Here is a 15,556-nt window from a genome sequence, read left to right on the forward strand (position 1 = left end):
TCAAGGATGTCGGGGTTGCCGGCGGTTGCGCGAGCGGCGTCAATATCCGGCCGCTGGCCTGATGGGCGATGGGCCGGGTTTTGGCAGGGCGCCCGCCCACCTCGGAGCGGGGCGGGGGCGCCGCCCGCGAGTGCAACACCGGCAACCCTGGCCGAAAGAGCCTGTGGAGGCTTTGAACCTTCCGGGTTCCTCGAGGCGCTGGGAGACGCTGGCAGAGAGGGATACGTCATGAGGTTTAACTGGAAGTTCTTCGCGCAGAGATTCGCCCAAATGCTTCTTACCCTGTGGATCATCGTCACCATTCTGTTTTTCCTGTTCCGTCTGATGCCCGGCAACCCTCTGGTAGCGTACATAGATCCGACGTTCACTCAGGAACAGCAGGAGATCCTCATACGCCAGTTCGGGTTGGACAAGCCACTATGGCAACAGTACTTTGTTTACCTGGGCAACCTCCTCAAGGGAGAACTCGGTGACTCGTTCTTCTACAAGGACTCTGTCGTCGACGTGGTGTGGAAGGTCCTACCGAACACCGTCTATCTAATGCTCCTTTCCCTCGTGATCGCGTATGTCATCGGGGTGCTCGGGGGCATTGCCCTGGCGTGGCGGCGCGGGCAGAGGTCCGAGACGGTTGGGATCGTCTTAACCCTTCTCACCAGGTCCAGCCCGGAGTTTTGGGTAGGGATGATCCTTCTGGCGGTCTTCTCGTTCAAGCTGCACTGGTTCCCGTCCGGGGGATCTTCGCCTGCTGGCATCGTCTACGGCTCCGAGCTTGAGAAACTGCTCTCGCCGTCGTTCTGGCATCACATGTTCTTGCCGGCGCTCACGCTCGCTTTGTACCTGCTCGGCCTTCCGCTCCTCCTTATGCGTTCCAGCATGCTGGACGTCTTGGGCGAAGCGTACGTAGACATGGCGCGGATGAAGGGCCTGAGCGACAGGCGCATCATGTTCAAGTACGCCGCGAGAAACGCCGCCTTGCCGGTGGTAACCGCGATGGCCGTTGGTGTGGGCTACGCTATCGGCGGGAACGTGGTCGTAGAGACCGTCTTCAGCTGGCCGGGACTGGGGAGGCTGCTGATAAAGGCGGTATCGGCCAGCGACTATCCGCTCTCCCAGGGGGCTTTCCTGCTTATCGCCGCGGTGATGGTGCTCATGAACTTCGTGGCTGACATTCTTTACAGTGTGCTGGATCCACGGGTAAGCCTCGAGAGCAAGGGGGCGAGCTTGTGAGGGCACGTCGACTTGCTTTCTTGAAAAAGGCTCTAGCTGATACGTATGGGTTTTTGAGGCGAGACAAGTTTGCGATGGCTGGCGCTATGATCTACCTCTTTTTCATCCTGGTTGCCGTGTTCGCGCCATACATCGCGCCTTACGACCCTCACGAGCTGATCATAGAGGGCAGCGACCTGGCGTCAGACCGCCCGCCGTCTGCGCAGCACTTGCTCGGGACGACCAACATGGCGAGGGACATTTTCTCCCAGCTCGTGTATGGGGCCCGTCCCGCCCTTACCGTCGGGTTCAGCGCCGCGTTCTTCGTCGTGGTGCTGGGGACCCTCGTAGGGCTCCTCGCAGGATACTTCAGGGGATGGGTCGACACCGTCTTGATGAGACTGGCGGACGTCGCCTTCGGAGTGCCGTTCGAGCCCTTCGTAATAGTCCTGGTCGGCTTCCTCGGGCCGAGCACGTGGAATATAGTCCTGGCCATGGCGCTCCTGCTCTGGCGAGATACCGCGAGGGTCATCAGATCTCAGGTCTTGACGATCCGGGAGCGGAGCTTCATCGAGGCCGCGAGAGCGTCCGGCGCGTCTCACCTGCGAATCATGTTCGTATACATAGCGCCGAACATCCTTCCGCTCTCGCTCCTCTATGGGTCGCTCGCAATGGGCTGGGCCATCCTGACCGAGGCCGCTGTGAGCTTCCTGGGCTTCGGTGACCCTAACGTGATAAGCTGGGGATACATGTTGCACGACGCCTATGTGTCGCAGGCTTTGTCCCGAGGCGCGTTTTACTGGTTTGTCCCGCCCGGCCTATGCATCATGCTGACGGTGATGGCCGGGTTCTACCTCGGACGCGGTTCGGAGGAGATCCTCCATCCAAGGCTGAAAAACGTTTGAACCATTCGATCAGCTGAGAATTCAAGTGGAGATGGACAGGATGCCCTTACTAGACGTCAGGGAACTCAAGATCTACTATAGGACGACCCGGGGATGCAACAAGGCCGTGGACGGCGTCTCCTTCAGTCTGGACGAGGGGGAGAGCATCGGGCTCGTGGGAGAGAGTGGCTGCGGCAAGAGCACGTCGGCAAGGGGAATCATCCGCGTCATGCCGCGCAACGCCTATATAGCCGGCGGCGAAGTGGTTTTCGATGGCGAGGACCTCGTGCGGCTGCCCGAGAGCCGGATGCGCGAGATTCGCTGGAACAAGCTCTCTCTCATCCCGCAGGCCGCCATGGACTCGCTCAACCCGGTGTACCCGGTGGTGGACCAATTCGTGGAGGTGCTGTGCCTGAAGGGTGGCATGAGCCGGAGGCAGGCGCGCGAACGGGCTAGAGAGCTCTTCCGTATGGTCGGCCTCGACGGAGAACGCCTCACCTACTATCCTCATGAGTTCTCGGGAGGCATGAAGCAGCGCGCGGTGATCGCCCTAGCCCTCGCGTTGAACCCCAAACTAGTAATCGCCGACGAACCCGTGACCGCACTCGACGTCATAGTACAAAGCCAGATCCTTCGGGAGTTGAAGAGGCTGCGCAGGGACCTGGGAATCTCGTTGATAATGATTACACACGACGTCTCGGTGGTTGCGGACATCTGCGAGTCCGTGGTGGTGATGTACGCGGGCAGAGTCGTGGAAAAGGGAGCGGTCAGGGATGTGCTCAAAGGCCCGGCTCATCCCTACACGATGGGATTGAAAAACGCCTTTCCCGACCTGCGAAACCCACGAAGGACTCTCATATCCATCGAGGGGTCGCCTCCGGATTTGGTAGACGCGCCCGAGGGGTGCAGGTTCGCCGCAAGGTGCCCGTTCAGAGAAGCCTCGTGTGAGGAGAGAGCCCCGGAACTAGTCGAGGTGTCTCCCGGCCATTATTCCGCCTGCTTCCGTCTGGACGACATCGACTCGCTGCGGCGGAAGGCAGAGGAGGTGGAAACGTGGCAGAAGGTGGCTATCTCGTAGACGTGCAGGACATCACCAAATCCTTCCCCATCCGGCAGGGATTGTTCCTCAGCAGGCAGAAGGGCAGCGTCCTCCATGCGGTAAATGGAGTGAGTTTCAGACTGAAGCGGGGCGAATCCTTGGGTCTTGCCGGTGAGAGCGGCTGCGGCAAGACCACCACAGGCAGGATACTGTTGAAGCTCTGTGAGCCCACGGGCGGAAGGTACTTCTTCAACGGCAAGGACGTCACACACATGAATCACGGCCACGAACTCAAGGAGTTCAGGAAGCAGGCTCAGCTCGTGTTTCAGAACCCCTTCGAGGCCTTGAACCCAAGGTTTACGGTGTTCCGTTCCATAGCCGAGCCGCTCATCATCCATAACATAGGAAGCAAGAGCGAGCGAGCGGACTTGGTAAAAGAGGCGCTAGAAATGGTGAACCTCAAGCCCGCTGAAGCGTTTTTCGACAAATACCCGCACCAGATGAGCGGCGGGCAGCTTCAACGGGTCGTCCTGGCCCGGGCTCTCGTGGTCAAACCAATGTTCATCGTGGCGGACGAGCCCGTTTCAATGCTAGACGTCTCCATAAGAGCGGGCGTGCTGAACCTCATGGGTGAGATCGCGCGGAGCATGCGGCTCACCACGGTGTACATTTCACACGATCTTTCGCTGATCCGGTACCTGTGTGACTACACGGCGATCATGTACCTCGGCCAGATCGTGGAGATCGGGCCGACCGAGAAAGTGCTGTGCGAACCAGAGCACCCCTATACTCAGGCCCTGATCTCGGCGGTGCCCTCCCCCGATCCCGATTTCAAGGGGGGCGAACTGAAGATAACGAGCCATGTACCAAGCCCGGTCGACCTGCCCCGCGGGTGCCTGTTCCAGGACCGTTGTCCTTACGTCGAGTCCATCTGCAGGCAGGTGCAACCAGACCTTCGCGAGCGCGGGGCGAGCCACGCGGTGAGGTGCCACATGGTAAGTGGGGCCATAGAGGCGGCAAGCACGGCATAAGGACGCGTGCGCAAATCTCATGCGCTGCGTGTTCCGTGGTGCGCGGCACGTGGTAGGTGAGACAGGCGTACAGGCGAGGTGCCGGAGGAGCGACACGCCTGGGGCTGCTAGTAAAAAGCATAGACGTCGCACCTACTTGGAACCTGGGAGGAGGAGTTCAGGATGAAGATCGTATACGTCGTGCCCGGCACAATGGACGAAAAGGAAATGGCAAGAAGAGGAAAGTTGCTTCGCGAATGGGCCGCCCCTGGCGTTCAGGTGGACATCACCGGGGTGACGGAGGGGCCCGCGTCCATCGAATCGATGTATGAGGAATACCTTAGCGTACCAGCAACCGCGAAGAAGATGTTCGAGCTCGAGCAGCACGGGTACGATGCTGCCATCCTCGGGTGCGCAGGGGACCCCGGGCTCGACGCAATGCGGGAGATCACATCAAAAATGCTGGTGGTCGGCCCCGCTGAATCGAGCTTCGTCGTGGCGGCGATGCTCGGCTACAAGTTCTCGCTCCTCACCGTCACGGACAGCATGATCCCGAGCAGCTACGAGCTGGTGCACAAGGCGGGCGTAGCCGCCAAGCTGGCCTCCGTCAGGGCGGTCAATGTGCCCGTCCTGGAGCTTGCCGCCAATAGACAGGCTACCCTCGAGAAGATAATCGCGCTTGGCCGCCGGGCCATCGAGGAAGATGGGGCGCACGTGTTGGTCTTGGGCTGCATGTCCATGGGGTTCCTGAACGTCGCGGAGGACGTTCAGGCCGCTCTAGGCGTCCCGGTGGTGAACCCGTCCAAGGTCGCCTTGAAGGTAGCCGAGGCCCTCGTCGGGTCGAACCTGCGCCACTCCAAGAAGGCGTTTGCGCTTCCACCGAAACTTGCCGCGGGCAAGGTGGGCTCCATCGATGACCTGTACGTAAGGCTCTGAGCGGGAGAAAAGCGGCCAAGGTCAAGGACCAGGGTCAAGGATCGACTCGCTGCGAGAGGCTAGTGCGATTGTCCGTCCCGTGAGGCCGCGCAAACCCCGGATAGGCTCGTAAGGCACTGCTTTCCGTAAAGCTCGAGAATGAGCTGGGCTTCGCCACGGCCTATGCCCGCCTGTCTCGCGATCTCAGACAGCGTTAATCCCTGGTCGGCGAGGCTGAGCACGAGAGCGTGCTTCCCAGAAACCCTGGGGCCGCCCGTCAGCGCCTGGTCCGCCCCTGCCTGCTTCACCCGTGCGCAGGCGGCCTCCGGTGCCGCGCTCGCATCCCGCTCCCCGCCCGCTGCCCGCCCGGCGCCTGCCGCCGGTTCGAGAGTCACGGCCTCCGCCACGCCCGGGCTCGTACCGGCGACACCCATGTCGGGCTGGCTCGCGAGCTGGCGCGCGCCTTGATCATCCAACGGAGCGCTGGTCATCCCACACGTGCCCGGAGACGGCCATGCCCCCTCCTCCGACTGGGAGCCGGACCGGGAGCCTTGTTGGGCTTCGCGCTCGAGCGCGGCCACAGCCCCCTTGAGCTGCTCAATCCTATCCTCCGCCTCGTCAAGGAGCCGGGCGGCGGCCGCAGCCCTCTCCTCGAGGTCTTGGATCGCCCTTGCCGCGGCCTCCTCAATTGCGCGAGTGGCCTCGCCAACGGCATCCTCGAAACGTGCTGGATCGCCGGCGCTCTTCACGCGGTCGCGCCTGCCGCGCCCGTGGCTCCCGCGCCCGCCCCCATCACGCCAGCTTGGAGCGGGCGCGGCCTGCTGCGCCGCGCGGCGCTCGCCGAGCATCATCCCCAGGGAGAACACTATGAACAAGATGCCCACCACGATGACGGCCAGGGCTGCAAGGACGTCCCAGGGCACCCGAGATAGCACTAAACTGTCCACGCTCTATACCTCCACGTCGATTATGCGCCCGGGCAGCGGGGATTCGCCGCCCGTCCCGGTCGGAGCGGTTCTGGCCAGAGCGGTTCCGGGTGCGCCGGTTCCGGACGCGCCGGTTCCGGCTGGCGCATCCGACGCGTCTCCGGTTCCACGCTCCCGTCGCGCCCCTGCCTGCTCGGAGCCGGCCCCTCCCGAACCCTTGCGACGCCGCTCTTTTTCGTCGCGGATTATCCCTTCTTCTGCCCTGGGCGACGATGTCACCTGAGAAGACCTCTCCTCGGCGCGCTTCGAAAGCTCCGCCGCGAACGCCTGTTGTCCCGTGGCACCCGCCTCGTTCTGCACTCGCTGGACCCGTTCGGCCTCCGTAGCCCGGGCCACAGCGTTCTGGACGTCAACCGAACGCACGGACATCTTCATCGCCTACCCTTGATCCCCGCGCGGCACCAGCCTCGACCTGAGCCTTAACACCGCGCGGGTGTGGAGTTGCGAGACTCGCCCCTCCGAAACCCCCAGTATGTCTGCTATCTCCTTCACGGTCAGCTCATCATAGTAGTGCAAGGTTACCACGAGCTTCTCGCGCTCGGGCAGCTCATCGATGGCCTTCGCGAGCCGCGCCTTCAGGTCCTCGACCTCACACACGGCCAGTGGGTCGGGGCTTTCCAGGTCCGGGACGGCGTCCAACAGGGTTACGTGGCGCCCGTCCTCGCTCATCTGTATCATCTCATCAAGGGAGAGCACGGCGCCGCGTGAGGCGTCCGCTACCATCCTCTGGAACTCTTGCAGGCTCACGCCGAGCTGCGCCGCGGCCTCCTCGTCGGTGGCGGGCCGGCCGAGCCGTCTTTCGAGGGCCGCGTACGCTCGCGCAATGCGCCTGGCGTTCTGGCGCACGGACCTCGGGACCCAGTCCGCTTCCCTCATGCCGTCGGCCATGGCGCCCTTGATACGCGTGGTCGCGTAGGTCTCGAACTTCACGCCCCTGCCGGGGTCGAATTTCTCGAGAGCCTCGATGAGCCCGATGACACCCCACCCCACCAGGTCCTCGTATCCGACCACCGCCGAAAGCTTCATCGCCATCCTCCCGGCGAGCACGGGAACCATAGGTAGGTAGCGGGCGATGAGTTCGTCCTTGGCCCCGGGGTCCCCTCCCGACTTGTACCTATCCCACAATTCCTCTGTAGCCACGGTGTCACAGCAACCCCTTGCGACGGAGTTCGATTTGCCGCTGCAACACATACCTCGCCAGCATGTCCCGCTGCCGCTCGTCGATCTCCTTGAACTCCACTGCTATCTCTTGGACCCTGCCGTTCTCGGTCTGTCCGGTCGACAACCTCACCACGACGCCCTTGACGGAGACCTTGCCGCACGGGAGCTCCAGCTCCACATCGACCTCGGAGCCGATCTCCAGGTCATGTCTGGACTGCCAAGTCACGATGAGCGCGCCGCCCCCGGACACGTTCATGACCGTTCCCTTGTGCGGAACGAGCCGCCCCTTGGTCCTGTCTCCGTGGTCGACACGCCGATACCGCGCCGGAAGCGAGACGTCAACCCGCGCGTACCGCCGTCTCTGGTCGCGGACAACCTCCACGGGCTTTGTCAACTGCAGCATCGGAAACGGATACACGATCACGGACTCCACTACGGTATCCAGCTTGTACACACCGTCCTGCCGCACCAACTGGATGCGCACGGGGTCTCCCTCATCAAGCCTGAGCACTGCGCGCCTGTGCGTGGGTGCCGCCACCACGACCGCATCAAGCCCGATGTCTTCAACCCGGCTTGGGTAACTGCCGGCGTTACGCCCTTCGAGCACAACAAGGGTGATCTTTTGGTTCACTCTGAGCACGTCCTCGACTTCCACGATGGTTACCCTCCCGGGCTCACCTTCTCGCCGCCATAACAGGCTGGACGGTCATGCCGTCGCCTGTCGCCTGTCGCTTGCCGCCTGCCACTTGCTGCCCGCTGCTTGTTGCGTGCTGTGTGCTGCGTGCCGTCGCGCGGCGGGCAAAGCTCACGAACGCGCGGCGATCCTCCCGAGGAATCCCGCAAGACCGTGACCGGCGAAGCCCCGGATCGATGCGCCGTCCAGACGCCTCGCCATAAGCCTCTCCGCTATCTCGCCGACGGCTCGTGAGGCAGGGCTTGACGGATATCTCACCACGAACGGCGCCTGCTGCATCACCGCCTTAGCTACGAGCGGGTCGCGCGGCACGAATCCCAGCAGCTTGAGATCCACCGAGAGAAACCTCCCGGCAACGAGGGTTATTTTCTCGGCCGCATCTTGTGCATCCTGCAAGTCCCTCGCCATATTCACTATGAGCATCACCGGCGCGGCAGGGTTCTCGTAGGACACCACTTTGATGGTGGCGTATGCGTCCGCTATGGAGGTCGGTTCGGGCGTCGTGACCACGATGATCTCCTCGCTGGCCGCGAGAAACCCCACCACACCTGACGAAAGCCCAGCCCCCGTGTCGACGATGATAAAGTCCGCTTCGTTCTCGAGAGCGGCAAGCGCGGAGACGAGCACCGCCCGCTCCGACTCGGGCAGGCGCAGGAGGGAAGTCGCTCCCGAGCCGCACGGAATTATCCTTATCCCGGCCGGACCCGCCACCTCGATGTCGGCAAGGCTTACTTCGCCGGCAGCTACGTGGGCCAGGTTGTATCTGGGGACGATCCCGAGCATGACGTCGATGTTGCCGAGACCCAGGTCGGCGTCGAGGACGACCACCCTCGCGCCGTCCGAAGCGAGCGCGATCGATGTGTTCAGCACTATACTCGTCTTGCCGACCCCGCCTTTGCCGCTCGTGACCGCGATGACCCGTGGCCGCGGGGCCGCGTCGTCATACGCCCCGTCCCAACCCGGGTTCCCGCGCACGAGCCCCCCGTTCCGCGCCCCATCCCGTGTAATGCTGCGAAGGCCGCTCGCCTGGTCGTTCATGTCATCTCCCACCCGTTCCCTTGAGTCTATCTCCACCGTCGGTCTTCACCGCGATTTCGCCGTCCGCCTCAGCGTCGTCCACTCCGCCGCCGAGGATCCACCTGGCCAGCCTGAAGGGGTCGGCCACCTCGATGTCCTCAGGCACGTTCTGCCCGTAGGTCACGTATGAGATCGGCACCTTTACTGCGCTCGTCACTCCGAGGATCGGACCAAGCCGCGAGGTCTCGTCGAGCTTGGAGAAAATGAGCCTGTTGACGCCGCACGGGCTGAACCTCTCCACTATGTCGAGAAGGTCACGTGGTCTCGTGGTCATGCTGAGAACGAGATGCGTCTCATCCACCTGCGCGGCTTCGAGAAACGCCCGAAGCTCCGCCATGTGCATGCCGCTCCTCGGGCTTCTCCCGGCCGTGTCAATGAGCACGAGGTCGCACCCTTCGTGGGCCGCGAGAGCCTGCCTCATCTCGGCAGGCGTGTATACGACCTCGCACGGCACCCCGATTATCTCCGCGTACGTGCGGAGTTGTTCGACAGCGGCTATCCTGTATGTGTCGGCCGTCACGAACGCCACTTTCTTTTTCCCAAAGAGCGCGGTGAGCGCCGCTATTTTGGCGAGGGTCGTGGTCTTGCCCACACCTGTGGGCCCGACCAAGGCAACTACCTTGCGCGACCCGGAAGCGAGCGCGACTCCCCCCGCCACGGGAAGCGTGGCGGTGACGAGGTCCTGTACAAGCTCGTACGGGGACTTTCCCGCCACCTGTGCCTCACGCCATTTCATCTTCGCGGCCTGAATGAGTGCCTCCGCGAGATCAGGATCAACGTCCATGTCCAGGAGACGTTCGTGGATCTCCACGAGGCGCGCCGCTGGCGTGCTTTCGTAGGCGCGCCCGGCGGCGGCAACCGCAACGCCGGCTGGGGTGGCCTGCGTGGGCGCGGCGGGCTCCACCCGGGAACGGGCACCGGACCCGGCGGAGCTTGCACCGGCATCCCTACGGTCGTCACCGGCCTGGGGGTCGCCACCACCGCGGAATGCACCGTCCCGCTCCGCCCGCTCCGCCCAGCCCTCGTCGCTCTGCCCGGCCACCGCACGGGCGTATGCGCGGGCCGCGGCACCGGTTCCCATTCCCTGCCACGTTCCAGGCCCGGCGGCTCCGGTCCCGGCGCTTGCACGGCTCGTTCTTGCGAGCCCGTCCATTTCAGGGACATTTACATCGAGCGCGGCGATGACCTCAAACCGCTCCCCGCCGAGGAGCCCCGCGAGCCTTCCCCTGCGAGCTTTCCGGGTATGTAGTATCACTGCATCGGGCCCGAGATCTTCGCGCACGGTGTCGAGCGCCTCCTGTATGGTGCGGGCCACGTACCGTTTAATCCTCATTCAGGCTCACCGTCCCGACAGACCTAACCTTCTGGTCCCTGGTGATCTCGTTATACGACAGAACCGCCACGTCCGGCAGCACTCTTTCCACGATCCTCCTTATGTACGGGCGCACTCCTGGCCGGGTAAGGAGTACCGGCTGGTATCCCTCGGTTGCCATCTTCTCCACCGCACGAGAGACAGCTCGGGCGACGGATTGGACGAGCCCGGGTTCAAGAGCGGGCGGCTCGCCCACGCCCGTGCCCACGCCCAGGCCCGCACCCGTGCTGCGCCCCTCGACGGCTCTCGCTATTTCCTCTTCGATCTCCGGGTCGACCGTGGACACCACGAGCTCCCCGTCGGCGTTACGATACTGCCTGCATATCACCCGGGCCAACGCCGCTCGCGCGTGTTCCGTGAGGACATCCACATCGCGCGTCTCCCGCGCGTGGTCGCCCAGCGCCTCGAGAATCGTGGCTACGTTTCGGATAGGCACCCCTTCCCGGAGCAGGTTTTGGAGGACCTTTTGAACGTCGCCCACGGTCATGAGGTTCGGAATGAGCTCCTCGACCACGGCGGGCTCTGTTTTCTTCACGTTATCTATGAGGTTCGCCGTGTCCTGCCTGCTGAGGATCTCCGCGGCGTGCCTCCTGATGACCTCCGTAAGGTGGGTCACGATGACGGATGTCGGGTCCACCACCGTGTAGCCCGCCATCTCAGCCCTTTCCTTGTCCTGCTCGGATATCCAGAGCGCAGGAAGCCCAAAAGCCGGCTCGGTCGTCTCGATGCCTGACACCGGCTCCACCACGATCCCCGGATTCATGGCAAGGTAATACCCGATCATGACCTCCCCGCGCGCCACCTCCACGCCGCGGATCTTGATGGCATAACCCGTGGGCCGGAGCTGGATGTTGTCTCTGATACGGATGTGGGGAAGCACGAGCCCCAGGTCCACCGCGACTTGACGCCTCACCATCGTAACCCGCTCGAGCAGGTTTCCGCCCTGGCTTTCGTCGGCAAGGGAAACGAGGCCGTATCCGATCTCGAGCTCGAGCGGGTCCACGGCCAGCAGAGACATGACGTTTTCAGGCTGCTTGGGTGCGGGAGGTGCTTTCGCGGCCTCCTCGGCCTCGCTTTTCGCCCGCGCCCGCTCCGCGCCGGCCATCGCGTACGAAAGCGCGCCAGCCGCGGCAGCTATCAAGAAGAACGGCACCTTCGGAAGGCCCGGCACCATGCCGAACAGCACCAGCATGCCCGCGGCGATGGCCACGGCCCTCGGTTGTGCGAGGAGTTGGGTCGCAACCTCCTGGCCGAAATTCGATTGCGCCGCGGCGCGGGTCACAATGATGCCTGTGGCCGTGGAGATGAGGAGCGCCGGGATCTGCGACACGAGGCCATCTCCCACGGTGAGGAGGGCGAAGGTCTGAAGCGCCTGCATCACGGGCATGCGTAGCTGGACCATGCCGATTATGATGCCGCCGATGATGTTAACGAGGGTGATTATAACGCCAGCGATGGCGTCGCCCCGCACGAACTTGCTCGCGCCGTCCATGGCGCCGTAGAAGTCCGCCTCGAGCTCGATCGCCCGCCTTCTGGCCCTCGCGGTCTGCTCGTCGATGAGGCCAGCGTTGAGGTCCGCATCGATGGACATCTGCTTGCCCGGCATCGCATCCAGGGTAAACCTCGCGGCTACTTCGGCGACGCGGCCTGCGCCGTTCGTGATGACCACGAACTGGATGATCACGAGGATTATGAAGACGACCATGCCCACCACGTAGTTGCCGCCGACGACGAAATTGCCGAACGCCTCGATGACTCTGCCAGCATACCCGTGAAGCAGGATCAGCCTGGTAGACGAAACGTTGAGCGCAAGGCGGAAGAGGGTGGCGACGAGGAGAAGCGATGGAAACGAAGAGAAGTCAAGGGCGTCGCGGGTGTACATGGTGAGCAAGAGCACCACCAGTGAGAACGTGATGTTGAACGTGAGAAGCACGTCAAGGACGAACGTGGGCACGGGCACTATCATCATCACGAGGATGATGACCACTGCCACCGCCACCAACACGTCGCTGTGTTTCGACAGCCTGTTCATGCTCACGCCCTCAACCCTGCCAACCGCCACTTAGAAGCGTCACCTCCAGCTTCCTGCGCGCCCGGCTCTCTTGTTGAGGTAATAAACGTACGCAAGAATCTCGGCGACCGCCTTGTAGAGATGCGCCGGGATCTCCTTGCCGACGTCCACGGCCTTGTACAGCGCCTGCGCAAGGGGCTTGTTCTCCACGATCGGCACACCGTTGGCTGCCGCGATGTCGCGGATCCTCTGGGCCATCAGTCTCGCGCCCTTGGCCACGACCTTTGGTGCCTTCATGGTGCCGGGGTCATACTTCAGCGCAACAGCGAGTCGCACCGGGTTCGTGACCACGACGTCCGCCTTCGGCACCTCCTGCATCATCCTGTGCGTTGCGATCTGGCGCTGCCGCGCGCGGATCCGCGCTCTCAGCAACGGGTCACCTTCAGTCTGTCGCAACTCCTCTTTTACCTCCTGTTTCGTCATCCTGATGCTCTTCTCGAACTCCCATCTTTGATACATGTAGTCGAGCGCCGCCAGCACCGCAAGCGCCACCGCCACACGAAGGCCAAGCTTGAAAGCGAGGTTGCCCAGGGTCGCGAGTATCTGGCCGGGCTCCATGGCTCCCGTGGCGACGAGCGCGGGATATTCCTGCCGCAGCGTCACGTAGCCGTAGTACCCGACGATGGCTATCTTGGCGCATGATTTGACGAGCTCCGCCAGCGCCCGCCCCGAGAAGATCCGGGCCATTCCCGCCACCGGGTCGAGCCGCGAGAGCCGCGGGGCAAGCGGATCCAAGGATAGGACCAACCCGACCTGAGCCAGGTTCGCAACGAGCCCGACCACGAAGCCGGTAGCGATAGCCGGCCCAGCGGCCTTCGCGATGGCCACGAGGACATTCAGCGCAAGCACGCGGAGACCCTCCTCGGAGACATCCGGGTGTGCTAACGTGTCGCCGAGCAGCTGGGTCATGAAGCCTCCGAGCCCGGCATAAATGGCCCCTCCCGACGCGCCGAGGACTCCGAGCGTTGCGAGGAGAATCGCCGCAGAGTTCACTTCGACGCTCCTCGCCACCTGCCCGCGTTTTCGCGCCTCCTGGCGCCTTCTTGGCGTTGCGGCCTCGGTACGGTCGTCGCGTGGCATCGCTTATCTCCCACCTCCCAAGACCCCGAGGATGCTCCGCTCGAGGCCGCTGAACGAGCCCCTCACGACCAGGACGAATAGAGGCAACGCAACCACGAGTGTGAGAAGCCCCACCCCGATTTTGAGCGGGAACCCTACGATGAAGATGTTCATCTGCGGCACGGTCCTCGCGAGCATGGCCATGACCAGGTCTGTCAAAAGCAGCGTGCATGTGACCGGAGCGGCGATCTTGAGAGCCACGACCAAGGTGTCGCAGAAGAGCCTCGTGACCCCGGCCTCAAGTCTTGCCGTGAGAGCGAAGCTCGAGATGGGCACGACTGCATAGCTCTCCACGAGTCCCGACAGGACCATGTGGTGGGCGTTGAACACGAGAAAGAGCAGCATCGCAAGGAGGTACTGAAACTGGCCCATGACGGTGACCTGCGTGTTCGCCACAGGATCCACCACGTTTACCAGGCCGAAACCGACCTGGATGTCCACGAGCTGCCCGGCGAGCTGCACGCCCACCATGACGAGCGATGCTATGTAGCCCATGACCGCGCCGACCAGGATCTCGCGGCCCACGCATATTGCGTACGCGACCACGTCCGCCGGGTAGCCGGTCGCAGGGGCTTGTACCAGCGGGAACGTCACCAAGGCAAGCAGCGCGGATAAGCCCGCCTTTACCTGAAGCGGCACGTTACGGCTCCCGAAAACAGGCGCGAACCCGAAAACCCCGCCTATCCTCGCGAGCACCAGGAGATACGTTTGCACATTGGTGATGGCCGCATCGACGACGCTCACAAAAAGGCACCTCCGCAGGCAAACAAACGCTGTGGCCGCGCTCCGGCCCCGTCCTCCCTGTCCTCGCCCCCCGTCCCCACGCTCCTTCGCGGACGGGGGGAAAGGCGGCGTTCACGGCACGTAATTTGGCAGGTTGGTGAATAGCTCGCGCGTGAACTCGACGAGCGTGCGCATCATCCATGGGCCGAACACCACGAGCGCCACGACGACCGCGAGGATCTTCGGCACGAGGGCCAAGGTCATCTCCTGGATTTGCGTCACGGCTTGGAAGACGCTCACGATGAGGCCCGCCACGAGCGCCAGCACGAGCACGGGCGCGGCCACCTCAAGCGTCACGAATATGGCGCGCTGACCTATCCCCGCTATGACTCCCTCTGTCATTTCCCGTCACCCCCGAAGGCTTGCCGGCTCCCCACTCAGTGGAAGCTGCGCAACAACGAGCCGATAACCAAGTTCCACCCGTCAACCATCACGAACAGCAACAGTTTGAAGGGCAGTGAGATCATCACAGGCGGCAGCATCAACATGCCCATGGACATGAGGACGCTCGCAACCACCATGTCAATGACTAAGAACGGCACGTATATCAGAAACCCGATCTCAAACGCGGTCTTGAGCTCGCTAATGGTGAATGCCGGTATGAGCACGAGCATCGGCACTTCCGACGGGTTTGCCGGCCTTTTCGCCTTGGCCAGCGCGGTGAACAGCGCGAGATCCTTCTCGCTCGTTTGCTTCAGCATGAACTCCCGGAACGGCACCGCCGCCCGGTCGAGCGCAACCTGCTGCGAGATCTCGCCGCGAAGATAAGGCTGAAGCGCTTGCTCGTTCGCGGTCCCCAGCGCGGGCGCCATGACGAAAAACGTAAGGAAGAGCGCAAGGCCGATGAGGACTTGGTTCGGCGGCACCTGCTGCGAGCCCAAGGCGCTCCTGACGAATGAAAGGACAATGACGATCCTCGTGAACGAGGTGAACATGATGAGAATGGCCGGCGCGAGAGTAAGCACCGTCAACAGGATGAGGATCTGAAGAGAACTGGACACGTCTTTCGGGCTCGTCGCGGGCTCGACTCCGATGTCGATTCGCGGGAGCGGCATGAGGCCTCCGACGTCGACCGAAGGCACCGGAGCCACGGGCGCCTCTGCGGCCTGGACCGTCTCTTCACCGGATGACACGCATCCGCCACCCGCAATGAGCGTGACAACGGCACCCAGCGCCACGCCCAGCATCACGATGAATGCCGACGCTCCCTTCTTGGCCGCGGCGCTCCTACTCAGCACC

Annotated in this window: 16 protein-coding genes; 5 read left to right on the forward strand and 11 right to left on the reverse strand. The window is 63.1% G+C overall.

Annotated elements, in window-relative coordinates; translation table 11 throughout:
* Positions 1–228: 228 nt before the first annotated feature.
* From GX515_12010 to GX515_12030, 5 genes are all read left to right on the forward strand, one after another.
* Positions 229–1,227 carry an ABC transporter permease gene (locus GX515_12010; GenBank protein ID HHY33719.1) on the forward strand — a complete coding sequence of 333 codons (999 nt, stop codon included), beginning with the start codon at positions 229–231 and terminating at the stop codon, positions 1,225–1,227.
* A 74-nt stretch (positions 1,228–1,301) separates the two neighbouring features.
* Positions 1,302–2,111: an ABC transporter permease gene (locus tag GX515_12015; protein ID HHY33720.1), complete on the forward strand. Its 810-nt coding sequence runs from the start codon at positions 1,302–1,304 to the stop codon at positions 2,109–2,111.
* 40 nt (positions 2,112–2,151) lie between these two features.
* Entirely contained in the window at positions 2,152–3,168 is a 1,017-nt protein-coding gene (locus GX515_12020; protein ID HHY33721.1) for an ABC transporter ATP-binding protein, read from the forward strand.
* Positions 3,144–4,160: an ABC transporter ATP-binding protein gene (locus GX515_12025; protein ID HHY33722.1), complete on the forward strand. Its 1,017-nt coding sequence runs from the start codon at positions 3,144–3,146 to the stop codon at positions 4,158–4,160. Before GX515_12020 ends, GX515_12025 begins: the two co-directional genes overlap by 25 nt.
* 162 nt (positions 4,161–4,322) lie before the next feature.
* Positions 4,323–5,075, forward strand: coding sequence for a hydrogenase expression protein HupH (locus GX515_12030; protein HHY33723.1), 753 nt, complete (start codon positions 4,323–4,325; stop codon positions 5,073–5,075).
* A 59-nt stretch (positions 5,076–5,134) separates the two neighbouring features.
* On the opposite strand, the gene GX515_12035 is transcribed toward GX515_12030, so the two are convergent.
* The 11 genes from GX515_12035 to fliP all read right to left on the reverse strand — a co-directional run bounded on the left by GX515_12035 (position 5,135) and on the right by fliP (position 15,504).
* A complete protein-coding gene (locus GX515_12035) occupies positions 5,135–6,001 on the reverse strand; it encodes a DUF2802 domain-containing protein (GenBank protein HHY33724.1) in 867 nt (288 codons plus the stop codon).
* 3 nt (positions 6,002–6,004) lie between these two features.
* Positions 6,005–6,409, reverse strand: coding sequence for a hypothetical protein (locus GX515_12040; protein HHY33725.1), 405 nt, complete (start codon positions 6,407–6,409; stop codon positions 6,005–6,007).
* A gap of 9 nt (positions 6,410–6,418) precedes the next feature.
* Positions 6,419–7,231: a FliA/WhiG family RNA polymerase sigma factor gene (locus GX515_12045; GenBank protein HHY33726.1), complete on the reverse strand. Its 813-nt coding sequence runs from the start codon at positions 7,229–7,231 to the stop codon at positions 6,419–6,421.
* Positions 7,185–7,856, reverse strand: a complete 672-nt coding sequence (locus GX515_12050) for a hypothetical protein (protein ID HHY33727.1) — start codon at positions 7,854–7,856, stop codon at positions 7,185–7,187. Before GX515_12050 ends, GX515_12045 begins: the two co-directional genes overlap by 47 nt.
* Positions 7,857–8,006: 150 nt before the next feature.
* A complete protein-coding gene (locus GX515_12055) occupies positions 8,007–8,933 on the reverse strand; it encodes a MinD/ParA family protein (GenBank protein HHY33728.1) in 927 nt (308 codons plus the stop codon).
* Position 8,934: 1 nt separating this feature from the next.
* Positions 8,935–10,305, reverse strand: a complete 1,371-nt coding sequence (gene flhF, locus GX515_12060; protein ID HHY33729.1) for a flagellar biosynthesis protein FlhF — start codon at positions 10,303–10,305, stop codon at positions 8,935–8,937.
* The gene (flhA, locus tag GX515_12065; protein ID HHY33730.1) at positions 10,295–12,376 is read right to left on the reverse strand and encodes a flagellar biosynthesis protein FlhA; all 2,082 of its coding nucleotides are present in this window, start codon (positions 12,374–12,376) and stop codon (positions 10,295–10,297) included. Before flhA ends, flhF begins: the two co-directional genes overlap by 11 nt.
* A gap of 39 nt (positions 12,377–12,415) precedes the next feature.
* Positions 12,416–13,495 carry a flagellar biosynthesis protein FlhB gene (gene flhB, locus GX515_12070; GenBank protein HHY33731.1) on the reverse strand — a complete coding sequence of 360 codons (1,080 nt, stop codon included), beginning with the start codon at positions 13,493–13,495 and terminating at the stop codon, positions 12,416–12,418.
* Between the two features lie 3 nt (positions 13,496–13,498).
* Positions 13,499–14,278: a flagellar type III secretion system protein FliR gene (fliR, locus tag GX515_12075; protein HHY33732.1), complete on the reverse strand. Its 780-nt coding sequence runs from the start codon at positions 14,276–14,278 to the stop codon at positions 13,499–13,501.
* Positions 14,279–14,389: 111 nt separating this feature from the next.
* Positions 14,390–14,659, reverse strand: coding sequence for a flagellar biosynthesis protein FliQ (gene fliQ / locus GX515_12080; protein ID HHY33733.1), 270 nt, complete (start codon positions 14,657–14,659; stop codon positions 14,390–14,392).
* 35 nt (positions 14,660–14,694) lie between these two features.
* Positions 14,695–15,504 carry a flagellar type III secretion system pore protein FliP gene (gene fliP, locus GX515_12085; protein ID HHY33734.1) on the reverse strand — a complete coding sequence of 270 codons (810 nt, stop codon included), beginning with the start codon at positions 15,502–15,504 and terminating at the stop codon, positions 14,695–14,697.
* Positions 15,505–15,556 lie beyond the last annotated feature (52 nt).

The sequence above is a fragment of the Bacillota bacterium genome (assembly GCA_012842395.1).
Classification (GTDB): Bacteria; Bacillota; SHA-98; order UBA4971; family UBA4971; genus UBA6256.